Below are 20,164 nucleotides of genomic sequence, written 5' to 3'. Positions count from 1 at the left end.
AACTACCCGCCACTTAACGTCCTAGTGGACTGTTTGAAGTGGGGGCTTCTCAGTTAGTCGTTACTTTAATAACTAACGAATTCGTCCTAAGACAACCGAGCTAACTCCCTCGTTCCAAGGGTTATTTTATTGCTATCTATGCTAACGCTAACAGGCGTATTGCTTCATTTTTGATATTGATAGCTGCGTTATAATCTCTATCGAGATTTACACCACATATACAAGAATAGACTCGCTCAGACAATGACATATTTTTCACATTTCCACAACTGCTACATGTTTTTGTGGAAGGAAACCATTTGTCTGTTTTCACAAGTTGTTTGCCTTGTTCGTGTAGTTTATAAGCTAAAAAAGAAGTGAACATACCCCAACCATTGTCAGCGACACTTTTTCCAAAATGAAGTGATTGCGACATTCCTTTCATATTTAGATCTTCAATAGCTACAACATCAAAATGAGTAGCTAACTCTTTAGATTTATGATGAAGGAAGTTCTTACGTTGGTTCGCTACTTTTTCATGTAACTTTGCTACACCGATACGTTGTTTATTTCAACGAATAGAACCTTTTGTTCTTCTTGATAATACTCGTTGTGCCTTTGCTAATCAGTCTAACACTTCACGATAGAACTTAGGATAATTGGCTCTCTCATCCTCAGAATTGACGTATAATCGATCCATCGCAAAGTCTAATCCAACAACTGTTTCTACTTTTTTTGTAAAATCTCTTTTTCGTATTCAGTCAAGATAGACACATAATATTTACCCGTAGGTGTCATAGAAATCGTACATGACTTGATTACATGGTCTTGTGGTATTTCTCTATGCTGTTTGATACGTACCATTTTCAGTTTTGGCAATTTGATATGACCGTTAAGCAACATAATATTTCCGTACCTGGCAATAATAAGTTAATAGAAAATGATGAATGTAGTGATATTGTATAGAATTATACAATTAAGAAAAGAAGAATGATTTTGTACGATTCATATTTAATGCTAATCAGTGGTAATTAATGCGTTCTAATAATTAGATAGAAGAAAGGGCTTATGTTAAAGATTGCTTAAAGATAAGTTCTTTCTTTTTTATTATTTCATTCTTTAGTTTGACACTTGTGTTAATATCCTCATCATGATGTGTAAGACTAGAAGGACAGTCACATTTAAGGAGGTTTAGATTTTTAATGTCTTTGTTTTGATATCGACAACAATAACATAATTGGTTTAAAGCAAATGTAGATACGACACTAACTTGTATGCCGTATCATTTTGCTTTGCTCTGTATTCCAACATGGTCCGAAACTATAATCCTTCATGGAGTAGTTGGGCAATGAATTGGCTTCGGGCAAGAGATGATAGGAGGTGTCACTTTACCTATAAGTTTGCCGCAATTGGAAGCATAAACTTGTCGGAATGCGCTTATTTTAGAAGATATTTATCTAATTGTTCAAATAAAATGGAAGCATAACTTTGCCGTGGATTAATTATTAACCCATAAACTTGCCTTAAATTTTAATAAGAAGCATAAAGTTAACAAGAATTAAGGTATTTTGATGCTAAAAAAACCTATTAATAAAAACTTAACTGGAATATGAAACTAACAGTACTTGAATTCCGTACGTTAAAGCTAATTCTGTAAATAAAAAGTCGATTTCCTGTACATTAAGAAATCGACTTTTTAATGAGTAATTTAATGTCTTTATTAGAAATGAGCTTGATTAAATTAAAGCCAAAATATCTTTTGGGGTATTTAATATATAATCAGCTTTTTCAAAACCTTCTTTTGTCTTTGAGCCCCATAAAGCGAGTGCAAATTTAACACCAGCACTTTTCGCGCATTGCATATCGTATATAGAGTCTCCGATGTATACTGCCTCATTATTAGGGACATCTAATTGTTTCAAACAAGCTAATAATGGTTCAGGGTGTGGTTTGTGTTTATCCGTATCACACGCACAAATTGTATGTTCAAAACGACCGCTTAGACCAAATGGTTCGAACTCATCTATTAATTCTTGCTTAGTTTTTGATGTAACAATACCAAGCTTTAATTTACTAAGGGATAACTTTTTAATAATGCTTTCTAATTCTTCAAACACGGAGACTTCATGAGAAAAATCTAGTACAGATTTGGCCCATTTCGGATGAATAACGTCTATATTTTGTACATTTAATTTTTTTAAGGTTTCTTTTCCAGGAATCCCTAATGCAAATCTTAGATCCTGTAACGGATAATCTTTCTTTAGTTCTTCTTTTAAAACTTTTTGTAAGGATTTTAGTATTGCTTTTTCTGTGTCTAAAATTGTGCCGTCTACGTCAAAAACAAGAGATGTAATCAAAATAAACCCTCCCTATTTTTTAAACTTCACTCGCAATTACTACTTCAACACCGTTTTCTTTTAAAGTGTTATATAAATCATCAGACATAACTTGATTTGTAATGAAAGTGTCTATAGATTCAAGCATTAAACCCTTATAATTTCGACGCTGATTCCATTTAGTGTGATCTGCCACTAAAATAACTTGATCAGCATGTTTTATTAATTCACGCTTGAAATAAATATCTTCTTCAAAACCATAGTATATCCCGTCTTCTGTAATACCGGCGGTTCCAATAAACACCTTGTCAAAGTGATAATCTTTGAGTTTTTCAGTGGTAGAAGTCCCTGTAGTATGTCGAGAAACCTTATTTAAAGTTCCTCCCAAAAGGTGAATAGTCGTATCTTCAGATTGAGCTAACATATAAGCAGTATCAATTGAATTCGTCACAATAGTTACTTTCTTTGATTGCAAATGTTGCGCTACAAAGTTGACTGTTGTTGAAACGTCTAAATAAATCATGTCATTGTTTGCAATTATATTTGCAGCCTTCATTCCAATCAATTTTTTTGTTTCTAATTGAGTCTGTGATCGCTTTTGGTACGTATCAATTTTCTTATGAAAAGTAGCTAAAGCCACTCCACCATAAGTTCTAACTATTCTTTTATTTTTTGAAAGTTTTACTATATCTCTTCTTGCAGTATCTCGTGAGATATGAAACATTTCACACATTTGTTTTATATTCATGGTTTTATGTGTTTCTAAATAATTAAAGACTCGTATCAATCGTTCTTCTTGATTCATAAGTAACCTCCATAATGATACATTAAGTTAAAATAAGTTAATTTTTCAAGTGGGTTTAAGTTATTTAATGCATAAAAACTCTATAATTAAGTTATTTTAAGTAAAATTGGTGAAATTTCATTTTTAATGTCTTTATAATTTTAAGCGATTTTGTGAGTGATTTAAAATTTTATCGTTGGAAGCATAAATTTGCCACTAAGAAAAAGAACCATAATTTTGCCAAAGTGGCAAGGTTATGGTCTAAATCACAGGAGGTCATTTTAATTGTTTGAAAGATGATTAAGTGTTAATTAATGAAGAGAGTGTTTTAATTTTCTTAATGTATTATAATACGTAGCTGAAAAGGTTATATAATGGTTATGATATAATAAAATTCAAGTACAATAAGGGGGATTAATTAAATGATTTTTCAAAGCATGATAACAGCTTTTATAGAAATATTACAAGAGACGGTGAATCCCTATTGGATAATTGTGTTTGGATCAACGGCTGAGAATAGAGAACGAGAAGATAGCGATATTGATATAGCTTATTTAAGTGACACAACTTTAGGGAATTATGAACGTTTTTTATTAGCACAGGAGTTAGCTAACATTGTTCATAGAGATGTTGATTTGGTTGATTTATCCGAAGTTTCTACAGTTTTTCAAGCTCAGATTATACATACAGGAAAGACAATATTTTGTTCTGATGAAGAACGGAAAATCATTTTTGAAATGAAAACTTTAAAAATGTATTCAAAATTGAATGAGGAACGCAAGATAGTATTCGATGACATAAAGAAAAGAGGTTCAATATATGAAGAATGAAGTTATTTTAAATAAAATTTCCACAATAGAGCGTTGTATAAAAAGAATCCAAGACGTGTATGGAAATGACCCTGAAAATTTGGAAGATTACACAAAGCAAGATTCAATAATCTTGAACATACAAAGAGCTTGTGAAGCGAGTATTGATTTAGCGATGTATATTGTTGCTAGGAAGAAATTAGGATTACCTCAATCGAGCCGAGAAGCATATGATTTGCTAGTTACAGCAAGTTTGCTTAATAAAGAGCTAGCAAGCAAGTTAAAAGCAATGGTTGGGTTTCAAAATATCGCTATTCACGACTATCAAAGTATAAATTTAGATTTTGTACATCAAATTATTGAGAAATATTTAAATGACTTCAAATTATTTACAAAGAAAGTTTTGGAGATATTGGAATTATAGAGAAATAGGTCTTAGGGTCATGACTATATAGTTGACAATCACACCTCTAAAGAGACCGGCTGACTAATATCAGTGGGATTCTTGTTATCAAAGGCCAAAGTCCATTTCTGGTATCGCTGACGTGCAAGAATGCGGTGTGATATCACCACTCTCACAACAGAACATATAGGTTCGTGGGCTTTCCCGTATTGTAAATTCTGTAAAACGAGAGTAATAGGGCGCTATAAATTGTGACGGAACATAACAACATACTAAATTTATAAATAGTAGAGCGTAATTAAATAGATGTATTATAGAAAGATACTTTCTTGAGAGTGTCTTTTTTAAATTTATTTTTTTGTATTCAATACAAGCCTTTTGTTGATCATTTCAATGTATATTTTGGATATTATGCAAAAATGTATTTTTAGTAATTAAATGTGATAATAAGTACTAAGATTAAGAAAATAGAGACTATGATTTGAATAAAGCAAAGATTAGTATAAATTTATAGAATTTAAAGATTAAAACGGTTTTTGGATTAAGAAAACACATTTAAATACTGAGGAGTATTCATCCTATGTTAAATGTATTTATTACGTATTATTATCTTTAGCAATATACTGAAGGGAAAATAAATCCGAAATAATTGAATTTAGAATATTGAGGGGAATATAAGAATCTTAATGTATTATTGTATAAATAAAATAAAAGAAATCGAATATTCAAAAAAGTTTTTAGAAAATTTAAAATATTTTTAATTATATTCGGTTATGTTATGTTGTAGATATCAAAATTACTAATATAGAGGAGATGGAAAAATAATTAAAAATCTTTATTGGATTTTATTTTAATTAGTATTTGAGATGACTTATCAAATGGAATCTCAAATAAAAACAACTACGACATAAGGAGAATCACGTTGAATAGACAACCTTGAATTTTAACTAAGTTCTAAAAACAGAAACAATTTAGTAAGGTTTATTTATCTGAAAATTCAATCTGTATAACGAGAATTAGACGTTGAGAACACTTCCTTTTAGTGAAATAAAACATTCTTTAAAAGTAAAAAATCTAATTTCACACTATATCAAGGCTTCTATTTTTATTGTTTTAAAAGAATATATTCCGATTAGATATAGCTAATCGGAATATATCCAATGTATAAAAGTCTGTTATAAAAAATTTAGTTTGCTATCTTTAAATAAGTTCATATTAGATATCTTTTAAATTAGGAGTATGTGCAATGAAACCTTTATTTGATATTGTAATTTGTGATTTAGATGGTACTCTGCTAAGAAACAATAAGAAACTTAGTACTAGAACAATTGAAATCATACAACATTTGAATAAGAACAAAATACCTCTCATTCTTGCAACTGCTAGGGCCCCGAGGGACATAGAAATATATTTAGATACTTTATCAATTGAGACACCTAGTATTTGTTATAATGGAGCACTAATTTTTGAAAGAAGAAATAATAAGGTTCTTTCAACTAATATGATTGATGCGTTAATAGTCGGAAAATTATTCGAAGTTTTAAAGGCAGGAAAATATATAGATAATTATTTAGCGGAAAAAAACAATCAATTTTGGGTTGAAACAATTGATGATGATGTCCAAGGATGGATTAATATGGGATGTCCACCACATGCAATAGGATATCCCTCAGATTTTGTGGAAGACCATTTATCCAAATTGCTAGTTCGAGGAAATCTCGCTAAAATAATTAGAATTTTAGAAGAACAATTCAAAGATCAATTAATCTATACATTTTCAGACTCTAGAAGAGTGTGGATGGAAATTTTGTGTAAAAATGCAGGGAAAGCAGCTTCCGTAAAATGGATAGCACGTCACTATAATGTACCACTTTCAAAAATAGTAGCTTTTGGAGATGCGGAAAATGATATTGAAATGTTGGAACTGGCTGGTTTAGGCGTTGCAATGGGAAATTCTGAAGAGCATGTTAAACTCAAAGCAAATCGAGTTGCTCCAACAAATGAAGATGATGGGGTTGCGTTTATCTTGGAAGAGCTTTTTTATTAAAAAGCCAAAATTAGAGGCGGCGAAAGGTGGATTTATATGATAAAGAACGGTTTGTTATATACATGTGGTAAATCGAAGTCTATGTATTATACGGAGGAAGATGAATTACTTATCATGCATTTTTTGGATAGTGTATCCTCTTATACACAAAATAAAAATGCTCGAATTATAGGAACTGGCATATTAAGATGTGAGTTTTCATCCCGTATTTTTGAAATGTTGCATAAAAAAGGGATGCCAAATCATTATATTTCAAATTTAGGAAATGGAAGAATGAAAGTAAATAATTTAGATATGATTAAATTAGAAGTAATTCCAAGAAATATTGCTGCTGGCTCCATTGTGAGAAATTTTCCTATTCAACATGGACAAGTTTTTGATCCACCAATCTTAAAGCTTGATTTGAAGTATGCAAATGATCCAATGCTGAATTCAGATTATATTCTTGCAATGGGGGTTGCTACTAAGAAAGAGCTAGCTGTTATAAGAGATTTAGCATTTGAATTAAATTCAATTTTAAAGGAATTTTTTATTGAACGGGGAGTTAAGCTAGTTGATTTTAAATTTGAGATTGGTAGGGATTCAAGAGGGGACTTGATGATAGGAGATGAGATTTCACCGGACGGTATGCGTTTATGGGATATAGAAACAAACAAATCTTTAGATAAAGATGTTTTTCGCTATAACAAGGGGGATTTAATAGATGCGTATGAAGAAGTGTTAAAACGTATAATGCCCTTAGAAAGTATGAATCAATAAGATGAATAAGCTAGATGAAGTATTTATTAGATATTCAGCTGATACAGCTAGCTTTGAATTGAATCCACAAAGGTCACCTGTTTGTTATGTAAATCCAGGACAAGAATTTATGCTTGAGACAATGAATGCATTCTCTCAAGAAACTGATAGTGAAGAAGAATTAAATGATGTAATTGAAAAAGGGAAACATCATCCTTTTACAGGACCAGTCTATATTAATGGAGCTTTACCAGGAATGACAATGGCTGTAACAATTAAAAATATTAACTTAGCGAGCTATGTATATACATGTATCTCACGCTCCTCAGGTGTGCTAAAAGGATATTTTGAAGGGCGTAACTATAAAAGGATGAGAATCGAGAAAAATCAAATAGATTTTGAGGGCGTTAAACTAAGCGTTATCCCTAGTTTAGGAGGGATAGGATTAGCGGATCCTTTAAATACAAGAAACGGTGCAACTTGTAAATATGGTGGGAATTTGGATATTCGATGGTTAGTGGAAGGAACCAAAGTGTATTTGCCGATAGCTATTGAAGGTGGGTTATTATATGCCGGGGATTTACACGCTTTACAAGGAAATGGTGAGCCTTCAGGTATTGCATTAGAAGCGTCAGGAACTTTAAATTTAACAGTAAATTTATTTGAAGCTGAAATTCCTACACCTATTTTAGAAGTAGAACAAGGAATTATAGTAATTGGATTTGGTGAGGCCTTTGAAGAAGCTGTAAAAATGGCAGTAGATATAGCTTCAAATATTTTAGCTAAGGCACATTGTATAAAAAAAGTGGATGCATATATGTTACTAGGGAGCATATCAGATATTATTATTGGGCATTTGACAGGAAGAATCAAGAATGTAGGGGTGTTAGTTCCTCATGATATTTTACATCTAGAAAATGTGATAGGAAAAGAAATATAGAAAATAAAATGAAAATTCGTTACATGTAAGTATAAGATTTTCTAGAAAGTGAGGAATTACTTTGCCATTTTATAATGAGCTTTTAACAATTGCGCTTTCAAAGGGACGATTATTATCTGAAACTTTGAGGGTTTTGCAATCAAAGGGGATAGAAATTTCTGATTATTCAATCGATTCTCGGAAGTTATGTTTTGAAATAAATGAAAAGAAATTACGTTTTATTCTAGTAAAACCAGTAGATGTTTTACTGTGGATAGAGAAAGGGTTTGCTGATTTAGGGATTGTAGGAAACGATTTGTTGTTAGAAAAGGGGAAAGATTTTGTAGAACTTTTTGATTTAGGGATTGGAAAGTGTAAAATTTGTATTTGTGTAAAACCTGGGGTAAATATTAAGGATGTAAAATCTGTAGCCAGTAAATATCCTAACATTACAAAAAAATTTTTTGATAAGCAAGATCAGGATATAGATATAATACATTTAAACAGTTCAGTTGAGGTAGCTCCAATGTTAAATATAGCTGATTGTATTGTAGAAATAGTACAGTCGGGCAAGACACTTGCAGAAAATGGATTAATGATTTATGACACAATTGAGGAAATTTCTACAAAAATTATAAAAAAACAAAAATATTCGTATGAAAAGGAAGTACAAATTAATGAATTTCTAACAAATCTCAAAAATGATTCATATAAAAATAAAATATCATTTAGTGTATAGGATTAATATTTTTACTAAATGGGTGGTGTTTTTCGATGAAAGTGATAGTGATAACAGGAACAAATCGAGGACTTGGCTATGGAATTGCAAAATCTTTTGCGGATAAAGGGCATAAAGTAATTGGATTAAATCGAACGTTATGTAAAGAATCATGGCTAGAAGAAATTCAATGTGACATTACTAAAAGAAATGAGATTGAAAAAGCAATTAATCAAATAATTAAGCACTTTGGTCAAATAGATATTATAGTTAATAATGCAGGGATAAGAAGATTTGACAAGATCACAAAGATGACTGAACAGGATTGGCAAGATAGTATAACTACTAATCTTTCAGCACCATTATGGTTAATTCAATATACAGCAAAATGGTTAAAACAAACCAATGGGCTTATTGTTTTTGTTGGAAGCCATGCGAGTGAATACTATTTTGAACAAGGAGTTGCTTATTCAAGTACAAAATCAGCTCTCCGTGCAATGGCTGAGACAGCCATTCAGGATTTAAGACATGAGGGGATACGTGTTAGTTATTTATCTTTAGGAGCAATTGCTAATAGGCCTATGGAAAATGATGAGTGGAAAATGTTGCCTAGTGATATAGGACAATTGGTTGTTGCACTTGCAGAATTACCGTTAAGGGTTGTACCTGCATTTGTAGAAGTTAGGCCATTAAATCCAAATAAATCACCAATTTCGGGTTTGGAACGATTACAATATATATAAATTTTCAATAAATATTTAAATCCCCCACTTTTGTTGTCTGCAAAAGTGGGGGATTGTTCTTCTATTTATATTATCGTTAAAAATAATAAACCTTTAGAGAGGGGATATTATGAATTTATATAAGGATAAAATGAAGTTAAAGTTATTGCTCTTTTATTTTGCCTTTTACGGTGCATTTGGTACTTTTTATCCAATGATTTCACTATTTTTCCTAGAGAAAAATTTAACTGCTTTTGAAATAGGACAAATAATATCAATTGGTTTAATGATAAATATTATTGTTCAGCCGATTTGGGGAATAGTTTGTGATAGATTTAATTTAAGTAAAGTTGTTTTAAAAATTAGTCTAATTTTCACCTCTATCTTTTGTATACTTCTGTGGTTTAAAAACGATTTTTTATATGTGTTAATTATGTTTAGTTGCTTAACTATTTTTAATGTAGCTGTAACGCCTATAATTGATAGTATTACTCTAGAATATATTGAGCATTCAAGAGAATTTGGTTTTATAAGAGCTTGGGGATCTATGGGGTATGCTATTTTATGTTGGTTAAGTAGCTTATTAACTAACTATTTTGGTGTACACGCCATTCTTTACTGTTACTCATTACTTATGATAAGTTGCTTATTGATATCAAATAATATCTCTATATCACAAGTTAAAGAGACTCAAAAGAAAGCTTTAAAAACTGATTTAAAAAGAATATTTTCTCAATATGGATTTATTATTTTTACATTGGCAGCAATTCTTATTTTTGGGACACATCAAGCAAATGCTACATATTATGCCATTCTTTATAAAGAGCTAGGTGGAGGAGTAGTGGGAGTAGGAATTTCATTTTTTTTAGTTGCTGGGTTTGAAGTTCCGGCAATGTTTTTATCAAATCTTTTAACTAAAAAATTTGGGTTAAGTTTTTTACTTATATTATCAGGAATACTTGTATCTATCAGGTGGTTTTTTTATAGTTTACAACCTAGTATTGTTTTTGTACTAATCCTATTAGTATTAAATGGCTTAATAATCGGTCTATTTATTGTCTTATGTACACAATTTGTTAATGAGTCTACACCTCATGATGTTCAAGTGACCGCTCATTCATTATTTTGGGCGTTTGCAAATGGATTAGGTAGTATGCTTTTTACTTATTTAGGAGGTTTAACAATAGAGAGTTCCAATATATTCAAGGCTTATCATTATTTTGGACTTTTTTCCTTTGGAGGAGTAATTCTAACTATCATCGCCACTGTATTATTAAAAAAAGTTACGAAGGAATCTACCCATAGTATTACTTGACACTCCCAACTCTAAAGGCGGAGTATAGTCCTGCGTAGGCTTTTCCATATCGTAAATTCTGTGAAAAATCGGTATTTCATATAACTAATTTATTTTATATAAAGTTAGGGAGAGTGTATATCTTATTAAACGTTGTAGGCTAGATGGAATTTTATCCAAGTCCAGCCTACAAATTTTTAAAATATTGATTTTAACGTCATGTAACAAGTTTGCTTTAAATAATATATTTTAATGCTAATCTTCAATAAACTCAAAAAAACCGGGGGCATTAAAGTTTTTAATCATATCATACTTCTCAAACATTTTAATTGTTATTTCTTGCTCTAAATCTTCTCTTTCTTGTATAGGGGTATTCTGTAAACTTTTTCTTATTTTAGATGAGAATAATACTAAAATTTGTTCAAAGTTCTCAATATTAGTTTGTGTTTCATTAAGTATATTTTTCATGATTTTTCCCTTTCAATTTTATAGTATTCCCATAATTTCTTTTAATTTAGTAATTGCCCTTTTATGGTGATAACAAATAACTTGTTCGGATTCTTTTAATATTTTTGCTGCCTCATTATTTTTGTAATTATATATATATATTAAATTTAAAATGGTGAGTTGTTTATTAGACAATGAATTTAATGCTTTAAATAAATTCGTATCAGAAACATGATCTCTAATATCTAGCTGAATACGTTCATATCCTAAATCGGTTAAATCTGTTTTAGAAGAAATTAGTGTATTATATCTTAAACTCTTATCCAATTCCTCTGTAGAATCATCAAGTTTTAATAAGAATCTTTTTTTATTAAGGGATATTTTTCTATCGAAATCTATAGAGTAATAATGGATAAGTTTATTAATATAGTTAATAATTTTTATTTGTCTAAAATGTCTTTTAAATGCAATGTCCAAATTTTCTCTATTTGATAAATTTGGATTTTTAACTGCTTCTTCAAATAAAGCATAATTGTCAGGGTTTTCAAGAAAACATTTTACAATAGGTTCATTTAATTTTTTATAATATTTAATTTGGAATTTGTGAATTGAATTATTTATCATAAGAACTCCCTCCTTATTCATAAAAAGAGAAATTAACAATCAAAATATCAAAATTTTTACATAAAAAATAGAACTTATGTTCTTATTATATCTGTTTTGTGCTTTTTATAAAAGGTATAAATCTATGAATTGTTTAAAAATAATGATTTTTGAAATGAGAAAGTTTAATTTTGTAGTTTTGGAAGTATCACGTGTATCTTAGGATAAATAGAAAAAATTTATTTTTTAATAATACGAATTAAAATCGTTGGCTGTTATAAAAAATAATTACTTTTATATCATATTTCGAGTATAGAGATGACATTTTTTGTATCAGTAGCCATTAAGTTATAAAAAGACATAAAAAGAAGTTGTCAACAAAGTAGCTAGTTAACTACTTTGCTGACAACTTGATATACGCATTTTATAGATTATATCTTTTATTATAATGCTCAATGAAAGATTTTAGAAGTTGGACAGTTACTACTATATCTTTTGGATCAACCATTTCAAAGGCTGTATGAGTATAGCGGGTAGGAATACCAATTAAAGCAGATGGAATTCCGTTCTTGTAAAATTCTAGACCATCAGATCCATAGTGATGATAGGTAGCTCGTTGGAAAGGAAGTTTATTTTCTAAAGCTATTTTTTCTAAGGAGTCTAGTAAATTTTCATCATAATTAATGAATCCATCTTTATAAACTAAACTTGGGCCTGCTCCTAATTTAGTTGGGTATTCTTCATTACTAATGGTAGGAATATCGCCTACTAGTCCGACATCTAGGGGTATTGCTAAATCAAATTTCATATCTTTTCCAAGTGAATGCGCTCCATATGCACCATTTTCTTCACTCACTGTAGCACCAAACCATAATTCATAGTTTAATTTTTTTACATCTATTTCATTTAATAAAAGATCCATGACATGAAGACCAACACGATCATCCATAGCTTTTCCTACATATCGGGATCCTACTCTTTTTAAGTCGCGATGCCATACTACATTTGCCCCCACTTGAACACCTAAACTTTCTGCTTCTTCTTTACTATTCACACCAATATCTACATAAAAACTATTAAAGGTTAGAGGTTTATTAATTAGATCAGTTGTTAGCACATGTCCACTAGGAGCTGCGAAAATTCCAGTAGCTACCACTTTATTTTTTACAAGAATCTGTGCTTCTTGACCAACCATATATAAATGACCTGGTGATGTTCGGTGGAATTCTTGAGCAGGATCTAATAATAAAAAACCTTCAGGTGTAATATATCTAATTACAAAACCAATCTCGTCCATGTGTGCCTGAATAAGTAATTTAGGACCTTTTCCTCCGACTTTAAATAAAAGATTTCCGATACGGTCTTCAAAAACTTCTATTGATTTTTTTTTCCAACGATCTACTAGCCATTGACGCACGAGATATTCTCTGCCTACAGGACCAGGAATAGTAGATAAATCTTTTAAAGAATTGTACATCATAGTTTCATGATTATTCATATTAAATCTTCCTCTCTAAGTTAATTATGAACGCGTTCATATACTTAAAGAGGAATTGAGTAGAGAATAATCAAAAAAGTTTATTGTTTATTTAAAAACCGGAAATTTTTTTACTTAGGGGGCGGAGTCTAATTTAAACATTCTATCAAGACGTAAGGAGGAAGTTGTATCATGAAAGATGTAAAATTATATATGAGATACTATAAAAGATCGAAAGTAGCAATGAGATAATTCGAGAAAAATAAATAATAATACTTATTATTTCAATAAAATAGTATTTGTTTAGTTTTTTTAAAAGGTAGAATGGACAGTATTAACAATTCATTCAGAATAAACGGAAAATTGTATTTTTTTGTTTACTTATATTGGATATTGTGCTAATATTATTTATAGTCGGGGTGGCGGAACGGTAAACGCAGTTTTATTTAAATAAAACGAGCTAAATGCTCTTGAGGGTTCAACTCCCTCCCTCGACATATAAAGTATTCAAAAGCAAAAAATAGAATATAAATAGTAACATATCTAACCCAATAGTAATGAGATGTAAAGTTTTTCTTTACATCTCATTACTATTTTTTTATTTTGAAGGGCAAATAGGTTTAGAGTTATAAGGTAAGCATTATTTTCAGTAATGATTTTCAGATCAAACGGGAATTTTAATGGGATTTAAAATCCTGTTGATTCCAATAATTGTAATATGGTATATTACACATAATGTTAAAAAATTGAATTTTTAAAAAAATTTTTATAAAATGTAAAATATTGAAATTTTTTTATTTGTGTATTAGCATTATGAATAATCAAGATGAGGTAATAAATGCATAGTTTCAATGCAGCTAAAAAAATAATTACTCTAAAACCCATTCTAAAACCCATTCTAAAACCCATTCTAAAACCCATTCTAAAACCCATTCTAAAACCCATTCTAAAACCCATTCTAAAACCCATTCTAAAACCCATTCTAAAACCTATTCTAAAACCCCACTCTAAAAGCACTCTCACATCTTGATATCCAATAGAACTGTAAGGAATATAATAAAAGTCGAAATTCAAGACATAGTAAATGTTGTAGTTACATAAAAAATTTTCTATCAAAATAGCAACTATGAAATAAACATATAAACAATAAAATTTATATTAGATGAGATAGGAGTGAATATTAAGTGAAAAAAAGGATTCTTATTACTGGAGCAAGAGGAGTTTTAGGGAAGGAGCTAATGAAATCTTTAAACCAAAAATACGATGTTTATGGTATTGATATTGCACCCTGTGATAATGAAAATATTTCACAGGTCGATATAAGGCATTACGGAGATGTCTATAGGGCTTTGGATGGAATTGATTATGTAATACATGCTGCGTCTCTTCATGGAATAGATCTTAATAGTAGATCAAGACTTGATTTTATTGAATCAAACGTAGTAGGTACGGCTAATCTTTTAGAAGCCTCATCATTTTATAAAATAGAAAAATTTATTTACATAAGCAGTACATCTGTTTATGGAAGTTCTAAAGATAATAGAAGTAACGCAGCATGGTATGTGCATGAGGAGCTCCCTGTTAATCCGGTTGATATTTATGATTTAACAAAACTACAGGGTGAAGAATTATGTAAACATTATACCAAAGCCTATGGTTTACCTACTTTAATCTTTAGAGCTGCCAAGTTTTATGAAGGGCCGGATCCAGTAGAAAACTATGTTCAAAGATTATATAAAGGTACTGACGTCAGAGATTTGGCACAAGCAATAGAATTAGGATTAGAAAAATCAGAATTAAAAGCTGATATATTTAATATTGCAGCCCAAACTCCTTTTCAATATGAGGATGTACAGGATTTAATGAGTCACCCAGAAAAAGTTATCTGGAATTTATTCCCGGAGATGAAGAGAATTTTTGAAGATAATAATTGGAAAATTCCTAATTCTATAAAAAAAGTATATTGTATTGATAAAGCAGTGAAAGAATTGGGATATAAACCGAATCATAATTTTGAAGAAATTTTACAATTAATAAATAAAAAACAGGGGGCGTTAAAATGAATAAGCTAGCTATTTCTGGAGGGGAAGCAGTAGTATCGTTACCATATAACAAAGTATGGCCACCAATTGGTCATGAAGAAATTGAAGCCTGCATTAGATTAATTGCTCGACGTGAATTATCTTATTATGGTCGCGAAGGAGAAGTGAAAGATTTAGAAGATAAATTTACAGAGTATCATCAGACCAAATATGCAATTGCTACTGGCACAGGAACTTCATCTCTTCATTCGGCATTTTTTGCTGTTGGTGTAGGACCTGGAGATGAGGTCATTGTTCCAACATATACCTTTTTGGCAACAGTAACACCAATCTTTCAGTGCTATGCTAAACCAGTCCTATGTGATTGTGAACCAGATACAGGAAACATTGATCCTGAGAAAATTAAACTACTTATTACGGATAAAACAAAAGCAATAGTACTTACACATATGTGGGGACATCCATGTGATATGGATAAAATTTTAGATATTTGCAAGGAACATAATATTTTCTTAATTGAAGATTGTTCCCATGCACATGGTGCTACTTACAATGGGAAGAAAGTGGGATCAATTGGTGATGTTGGATGTTTTAGTTTACAAACAAATAAAATTATATCAGCTGGAACTGGTGGGATTTTGATTACAAATAACCAAGAAATTTATGAGAGAGCTACTTTACTAGGGCATTTTAGGGTGCGTTCTCAACAATGTGTAGAGTCCGAAAAGTATGCAAAATATGCAAAGACAGGATTTGGAATGAACTATAGAATGCATCCACTCGGTGCTGCGATGGCTAGTAGACAGATGGATGATTTAGATAGAAGGATTGAAGAGCGTAATAAAAACTTAAACTATTTAACAGATTTACTAAAGGAAATTCCAGGAATCAATCCGCCGATTACAAGAGAGAATGTAACAAGGGGTGCCTATTATGGTTACAAACCTCATTATAAATCTGAGGAATTGAATAATTTACCACTCGAGGCATATGTGGCCGCTCTTCAAGCCGAAGGAGTGGATGTACACTTACCAGGATCCAAACCCCTGCATTTAAGCCCAATATTCCAAGAAGGAGGGGCAAGGGATTTATATTCATTTAATGGAAACACATATTATGATATGAATCTAAATTATAAACGGGGAGATTTCCCAGTTGCAGAAAAATTCCAAGGCACGAGTTTAAGCATGCCAACATTCACAGGCGAACCAGATCTTTTAATTGAACAATATGCATTTGCATTTAGAAAAATTGCTAATAATGTTGAAGAGGTGGCGAGTTGGTGGGAAAAGAAAAGTAAAGTGGAAGCAAGAGTTTAACGATATATTAGGTGGAATTTGTTACTATACGTAATCTATTGATGATGTAATTGATTGAGAATAATAATATACTTTTCTATTATTCTCAATCTACTTCAACTATATTTCAATTGGAGAGAATAAAATATTATGAATATAAAGTTGAACTATAATATCTATTTGTTGATAATTGGAAACTTTATATCGCAGATGGGAACAATTATCTATAATATTGCAATATCTTGGTGGTTAATAAAATTAACAGGTTCAGCTGAATATATAAGTTATGTATTGGCTGCGTCACTTATTCCTGCGGTTTTCTTGGGTCCAATAAGTGGTGCTCTAGTAGACCGAATAAATAAGAAAGCAACCCTTATATGGACGGATGTTATAAGTGGTTGTTTAACGATTGGAATTGGAATCATGGTTTATCTAAATTTTTTTAATATATGGCTTCTTATAATATTTAGTTTTTTATTAGGAGTTAATATAACTTTATTTAAACCTACGGCACGTTCAATTATGCCTGTGATTGCAAGTAAAGAGGAATTATTAAAGGCGAACTCGTCGTTATCAAGTTCAAGTGCTATGACAAAAATTTTAGGGCCATTTATTGGAGGAGTTATACTAGCTGTACCTTACTTAGGAGTTACAGGAGCTTTCATAATAAATGGTTTTTCATTTATCATCTCAGCCATCTGTGAAATGTTTATAAAATATAATCATATAAAATTAGAAAGCAAATCTGTGAGTTTATTAAAGGATATCAAAGTAGGTATTCAATATACTTTTAGCAACCCGTTTATTCGAGATTTATTACTAGTTGGATTTATGGTTAATATTTTTCTAGGTTCATTATATATACTTCTTCCTTTGTATATAAATAATTTTTTACATGAATCTAGTCAATTATATTCTTATTTGTTAACAAGTGAGGCTATAGGTGGGATGCTAATTGGTCTTATATTAGCTAAAGCAAACCTAGGAGCAAGCTATAAAAACTTATCATGGTCGATTATATTAATAGGAGTATCTCTCACTTTAATGTCTGTCTTTACTGATAAATTAATATTGCTTTTTGCGATGTGTTTAGTAGGTTTCTTTCAAGTTGCATTAGATACACTATTTTTTTCGTATATACAAATTAATGTGGATAAGGAAAAATTGGGGCGCGTTTTTTCAATTGTATTTATGCTCAGCACATTAGCATTGCAAATTTCCTATGTAATCTTTGGATTTTTAGGGATATATATACTTGAGTATGCTTTTATACTTTTGGGGGTTTGTATTGTGTTATGTAGTACGCCTTTAATGATACAAATTCTAAAAGGAAGAAAAGAAAACAAAGTAAATCATAGTTTGTAATATTATAAAAATATTTTTTTATAAATGCACATAAATAAAAAATATTTGTGGAGGTGAATGTAGTAATGAGTTACACTTTGCCGTTAGCGTGTATTATTTTTGAAGAGGATTTGATTTCCCAAAAGGTAATAAAAAAACTTAAAAACACTAAAACAATTTTAATTAAACACAGAAAAGATGAGGAGATTGATAGGGTTTTTAATCAATTTGAATATGTAGCTATGGTACATAGTGGTTTGAAAATAGATAATCGATTTGTTATGGATTTAGTTTGGAAATCTATAAAAACAAATACTAAAATTGGTTTTATTGTGCATCCTAACTTAGAAAAGCTAAATCTAGCAGTATTAAATCAATTATCTACAAATTCAAGACACGCTATACTTAATCATTGTAAATCTGTAAATCTTCAGATAGATGAAGATAATTTTTGGTATGGATCAGGGAAGCATGCGAGTATAACAAATTTGTTTGAATGGGTTAATAGGGGAGAAGTACCAAGTGTTGTATCATTATTATCACACTCAAGGGAAGATCTTATTTATGCAGTAGACGGAATGTTGTGTTCCAAGGGACAAAAAATAGAGACTAATAATCCAATCCCTTGCTGCTATGCCACCGGATATTGTTATAGGAAAGATCTCCCTTCGTTTGATATTTCGAAATTAAAAGCAAACTTAATTATTCTTAATGGTTGTACAAACTTTAAAATAGGAGCGGATGTATATCATCCAGAAACTACGCTTATAGGTAAAATGTTAGAAGGAGGAGTAAAACATATTATTGGTAGTCCATTAATTAAAGTTGGATATATTGAAGAACTATACTTTATACATTCACAAATGGGGGAGAAAAGTTTAGGAGAAATAGTTCATCATTTAAATAGAACTTATCTGGGGAGTGCAATTGGAGAACCACCATTTGCTTTATGGGGGGATCCAAGAACTATTTTATCAAAATTGACACATGAGAATAATGTAGGACAAGGTTTAATTGGTGGGGAGAAATTTGTAGATTTTGTTATGAAAAATAAAAAGTATAATACTCCAAATTTCAGTATTGAGGATGATATACATGAGATACATCTAGCATATAAAGCTTATCTAGAATATACAAAATGGCCATTTTTAGGATTAACAACTAACTTTGTATCAGGAGCTCTTTCGCAGCTAGAAAACTTAATAAAAGGAACTAATAAAATGATTTCTGAATCTTCCCTTGTTCAAAATGGGAAAACCCACTACAAGCTACATGAAAAAATTGAAAAGATATCTAAGGCGGAAAAGACAATTGAGAAACAACTAATAGATTATTTAGTTGATAGAACATATAATAAAGGATTTGATTTGACTGATTGTTATAGGGAAGGTTTTATATTAGCTGATGTTCAGAAGGCTTGTTGTCCAGGTTGCAAAGAAGAAAGTAGTTTATACCGTTTAGAATCTCCTTATGACATGGTGAGGTTGGTAAATAATTGTCCACGTTGTGGAATTCCAGAGGATTATCCAGTGAATAACAAACAAAAACCGTTGTTTAATATTCGAACTGAAAAAAATAAAATCCACGTTGAATTTGAAAAATTTGAAGGTGAAATAGGGGTTTGTGTTGTTTCAGGAAAAAAATTTAATTTTGATAAATTTAGTAAAACAGAAAAAAACGGAAAATGTATTTATAGTATTCTAGTTGAAGATGTAAAACCTCACCGCTATCAATTAAAAATCTTTAATATCAATCAAGGGACTGTATCCTCTTATCAAAGAATCATGCATATTCAAAAGCATTTTGATTCGGTCGTTGTGAACTTCAAGGAGTTTGAAAATGTCGAAATATTTTGATTGTATAGGAGCGATTTTTTATGACGAAAAATGATCAAATCAAGGTAGAAGATTTTATTTTAAAACATAATTTAAAAACATCAATTGAGACAAGAATGCTAGATTTGTTATCAGAAATTGGTGAATTAGCAAAAGAAGTACTAAAAGGAAATAGTTATGGAACAAACTCATTAGTATTAACAGAAGATTGGGCAGGCGAATTAGGAGATGTATATTTTGCAGTCCTTTGTTTAGCTATAGAATCTGATGTTAATATACATCAAGCATTAAATGACACAATAGAAAAGTATAATAACAGAATAGCTGTGAAGTCAAACCCTGGTTCAGAATAATATAAGGAGGCATATA

Annotated in this window: 18 protein-coding genes and 2 pseudogenes; 13 read left to right on the top strand and 7 right to left on the bottom strand. The window is 30.5% G+C overall.

Annotated elements, in window-relative coordinates:
- Positions 1-136 precede the first annotated feature (136 nt).
- From ACTFSL_RS18540 to ACTFSL_RS18525, 4 genes and pseudogenes are all read right to left on the bottom strand, one after another.
- Positions 137-891, bottom strand: a pseudogene (locus tag ACTFSL_RS18540) (RNA-guided endonuclease InsQ/TnpB family protein); the annotation flags it as partial.
- A gap of 154 nt (positions 892-1,045) precedes the next feature.
- Positions 1,046-1,299 (bottom strand): annotated as a pseudogene (locus ACTFSL_RS18535) (zinc ribbon domain-containing protein); the annotation flags it as partial.
- Between the two features lie 416 nt (positions 1,300-1,715).
- Positions 1,716-2,336, bottom strand: coding sequence for an HAD family hydrolase (locus ACTFSL_RS18530; RefSeq protein ID WP_088339026.1), 621 nt, complete (start codon positions 2,334-2,336; stop codon positions 1,716-1,718).
- 19 nt (positions 2,337-2,355) lie between these two features.
- Positions 2,356-3,120, bottom strand: a complete 765-nt coding sequence (locus ACTFSL_RS18525; RefSeq protein ID WP_088339025.1) for a DeoR/GlpR family DNA-binding transcription regulator — start codon at positions 3,118-3,120, stop codon at positions 2,356-2,358.
- Positions 3,121-3,521: 401 nt separating this feature from the next.
- Here ACTFSL_RS18525 and mntA point away from each other — a divergent pair, with 401 nt between their 5' ends.
- The 8 genes from mntA (at position 3,522) to ACTFSL_RS18485 (ending at position 10,770) form a co-directional block, all read left to right on the top strand.
- Positions 3,522-3,929, top strand: coding sequence for a type VII toxin-antitoxin system MntA family adenylyltransferase antitoxin (gene mntA, locus ACTFSL_RS18520; protein ID WP_088339024.1), 408 nt, complete (start codon positions 3,522-3,524; stop codon positions 3,927-3,929).
- Positions 3,919-4,332 (top strand): type VII toxin-antitoxin system HepT family RNase toxin, encoded by a 414-nt coding sequence (gene hepT, locus ACTFSL_RS18515; protein WP_088339023.1) that lies wholly within the window; start codon positions 3,919-3,921, stop codon positions 4,330-4,332. Before mntA ends, hepT begins: the two co-directional genes overlap by 11 nt.
- 1,225 nt (positions 4,333-5,557) lie before the next feature.
- A complete protein-coding gene (locus tag ACTFSL_RS18510) occupies positions 5,558-6,358 on the top strand; it encodes a Cof-type HAD-IIB family hydrolase (protein ID WP_088338995.1) in 801 nt (266 codons plus the stop codon).
- A gap of 36 nt (positions 6,359-6,394) precedes the next feature.
- Positions 6,395-7,117, top strand: coding sequence for a phosphoribosylaminoimidazolesuccinocarboxamide synthase (locus ACTFSL_RS18505; protein ID WP_088338996.1), 723 nt, complete (start codon positions 6,395-6,397; stop codon positions 7,115-7,117).
- 1 nt (position 7,118) lies between these two features.
- Positions 7,119-8,036, top strand: coding sequence for an acetamidase/formamidase family protein (locus ACTFSL_RS18500; RefSeq protein ID WP_088338997.1), 918 nt, complete (start codon positions 7,119-7,121; stop codon positions 8,034-8,036).
- Between the two features lie 61 nt (positions 8,037-8,097).
- Positions 8,098-8,754: an ATP phosphoribosyltransferase gene (hisG, locus tag ACTFSL_RS18495; RefSeq protein ID WP_088338998.1), complete on the top strand. Its 657-nt coding sequence runs from the start codon at positions 8,098-8,100 to the stop codon at positions 8,752-8,754.
- A 35-nt stretch (positions 8,755-8,789) separates the two neighbouring features.
- Positions 8,790-9,476: an SDR family NAD(P)-dependent oxidoreductase gene (locus ACTFSL_RS18490; protein WP_088338999.1), complete on the top strand. Its 687-nt coding sequence runs from the start codon at positions 8,790-8,792 to the stop codon at positions 9,474-9,476.
- Between the two features lie 109 nt (positions 9,477-9,585).
- Entirely contained in the window at positions 9,586-10,770 is a 1,185-nt protein-coding gene (locus ACTFSL_RS18485) for an MFS transporter (RefSeq protein WP_088339000.1), read from the top strand.
- A gap of 234 nt (positions 10,771-11,004) precedes the next feature.
- On the opposite strand, the gene ACTFSL_RS18480 is transcribed toward ACTFSL_RS18485, so the two are convergent.
- The 3 genes from ACTFSL_RS18480 to ACTFSL_RS18470 form a co-directional block, all read right to left on the bottom strand.
- Complete coding sequence (locus ACTFSL_RS18480) at positions 11,005-11,217, bottom strand: hypothetical protein (protein WP_088339001.1); 213 nt, start codon at positions 11,215-11,217, stop codon at positions 11,005-11,007.
- Between the two features lie 18 nt (positions 11,218-11,235).
- Positions 11,236-11,820 carry a sigma-70 family RNA polymerase sigma factor gene (locus ACTFSL_RS18475; protein WP_088339002.1) on the bottom strand — a complete coding sequence of 195 codons (585 nt, stop codon included), beginning with the start codon at positions 11,818-11,820 and terminating at the stop codon, positions 11,236-11,238.
- A gap of 403 nt (positions 11,821-12,223) precedes the next feature.
- Positions 12,224-13,297, bottom strand: coding sequence for a M42 family metallopeptidase (locus ACTFSL_RS18470; RefSeq protein WP_088339014.1), 1,074 nt, complete (start codon positions 13,295-13,297; stop codon positions 12,224-12,226).
- 1,163 nt (positions 13,298-14,460) lie between these two features.
- On the opposite strand from ACTFSL_RS18470, the gene ACTFSL_RS18465 reads away from it, so the two are divergent.
- From ACTFSL_RS18465 to ACTFSL_RS18445, 5 genes are all read left to right on the top strand, one after another.
- Positions 14,461-15,339, top strand: coding sequence for an NAD-dependent epimerase/dehydratase family protein (locus tag ACTFSL_RS18465; protein WP_088339013.1), 879 nt, complete (start codon positions 14,461-14,463; stop codon positions 15,337-15,339).
- A complete protein-coding gene (locus ACTFSL_RS18460) occupies positions 15,336-16,637 on the top strand; it encodes a DegT/DnrJ/EryC1/StrS family aminotransferase (RefSeq protein ID WP_088339012.1) in 1,302 nt (433 codons plus the stop codon). Before ACTFSL_RS18465 ends, ACTFSL_RS18460 begins: the two co-directional genes overlap by 4 nt.
- 129 nt (positions 16,638-16,766) lie before the next feature.
- On the top strand, positions 16,767-17,981 hold the full coding sequence (locus ACTFSL_RS18455; RefSeq protein WP_088339011.1) for an MFS transporter: 1,215 nt from the start codon (positions 16,767-16,769) through the stop codon (positions 17,979-17,981).
- 65 nt (positions 17,982-18,046) lie between these two features.
- Positions 18,047-19,816: a hypothetical protein gene (locus ACTFSL_RS18450; protein WP_088339010.1), complete on the top strand. Its 1,770-nt coding sequence runs from the start codon at positions 18,047-18,049 to the stop codon at positions 19,814-19,816.
- A 20-nt stretch (positions 19,817-19,836) separates the two neighbouring features.
- Positions 19,837-20,148 (top strand): MazG-like family protein, encoded by a 312-nt coding sequence (locus tag ACTFSL_RS18445; RefSeq protein ID WP_088339009.1) that lies wholly within the window; start codon positions 19,837-19,839, stop codon positions 20,146-20,148.
- Positions 20,149-20,164: the final 16 nt, after the last annotated feature.

The organism is Bacillus cereus group sp. MYBK108-1 (genome assembly GCF_051917185.1).
GTDB lineage: Bacteria > Bacillota > Bacilli > Bacillales > Bacillaceae_G > Bacillus_A > Bacillus_A cereus.
This window is presented reverse-complemented; position numbering and strand designations above follow the sequence as displayed.

What these genes read in the sequence shown, in the direction of transcription:
- ACTFSL_RS18445 (WP_088339009.1), top strand. Translation starts at nt 19,837, where the DNA reads ATGACGAAAAATGATCAAATCAAGGTAGAAGATTTTATTTTAAAACAT.
- ACTFSL_RS18525 (WP_088339025.1), bottom strand. Translation starts at nt 3,120, where the DNA reads ATGAATCAAGAAGAACGATTGATACGAGTCTTTAATTATTTAGAAACA.
- ACTFSL_RS18500 (WP_088338997.1), top strand. Translation starts at nt 7,119, where the DNA reads ATGAATAAGCTAGATGAAGTATTTATTAGATATTCAGCTGATACAGCT.
- ACTFSL_RS18505 (WP_088338996.1), top strand. Translation starts at nt 6,395, where the DNA reads ATGATAAAGAACGGTTTGTTATATACATGTGGTAAATCGAAGTCTATG.
- ACTFSL_RS18480 (WP_088339001.1), bottom strand. Translation starts at nt 11,217, where the DNA reads ATGAAAAATATACTTAATGAAACACAAACTAATATTGAGAACTTTGAA.
- ACTFSL_RS18460 (WP_088339012.1), top strand. Translation starts at nt 15,336, where the DNA reads ATGAATAAGCTAGCTATTTCTGGAGGGGAAGCAGTAGTATCGTTACCA.
- ACTFSL_RS18490 (WP_088338999.1), top strand. Translation starts at nt 8,790, where the DNA reads ATGAAAGTGATAGTGATAACAGGAACAAATCGAGGACTTGGCTATGGA.
- hepT (WP_088339023.1), top strand. Translation starts at nt 3,919, where the DNA reads ATGAAGAATGAAGTTATTTTAAATAAAATTTCCACAATAGAGCGTTGT.
- ACTFSL_RS18450 (WP_088339010.1), top strand. Translation starts at nt 18,047, where the DNA reads ATGAGTTACACTTTGCCGTTAGCGTGTATTATTTTTGAAGAGGATTTG.
- mntA (WP_088339024.1), top strand. Translation starts at nt 3,522, where the DNA reads ATGATTTTTCAAAGCATGATAACAGCTTTTATAGAAATATTACAAGAG.
- ACTFSL_RS18470 (WP_088339014.1), bottom strand. Translation starts at nt 13,297, where the DNA reads ATGAATAATCATGAAACTATGATGTACAATTCTTTAAAAGATTTATCT.
- ACTFSL_RS18455 (WP_088339011.1), top strand. Translation starts at nt 16,767, where the DNA reads ATGAATATAAAGTTGAACTATAATATCTATTTGTTGATAATTGGAAAC.
- ACTFSL_RS18485 (WP_088339000.1), top strand. Translation starts at nt 9,586, where the DNA reads ATGAATTTATATAAGGATAAAATGAAGTTAAAGTTATTGCTCTTTTAT.
- ACTFSL_RS18475 (WP_088339002.1), bottom strand. Translation starts at nt 11,820, where the DNA reads ATGATAAATAATTCAATTCACAAATTCCAAATTAAATATTATAAAAAA.
- ACTFSL_RS18510 (WP_088338995.1), top strand. Translation starts at nt 5,558, where the DNA reads ATGAAACCTTTATTTGATATTGTAATTTGTGATTTAGATGGTACTCTG.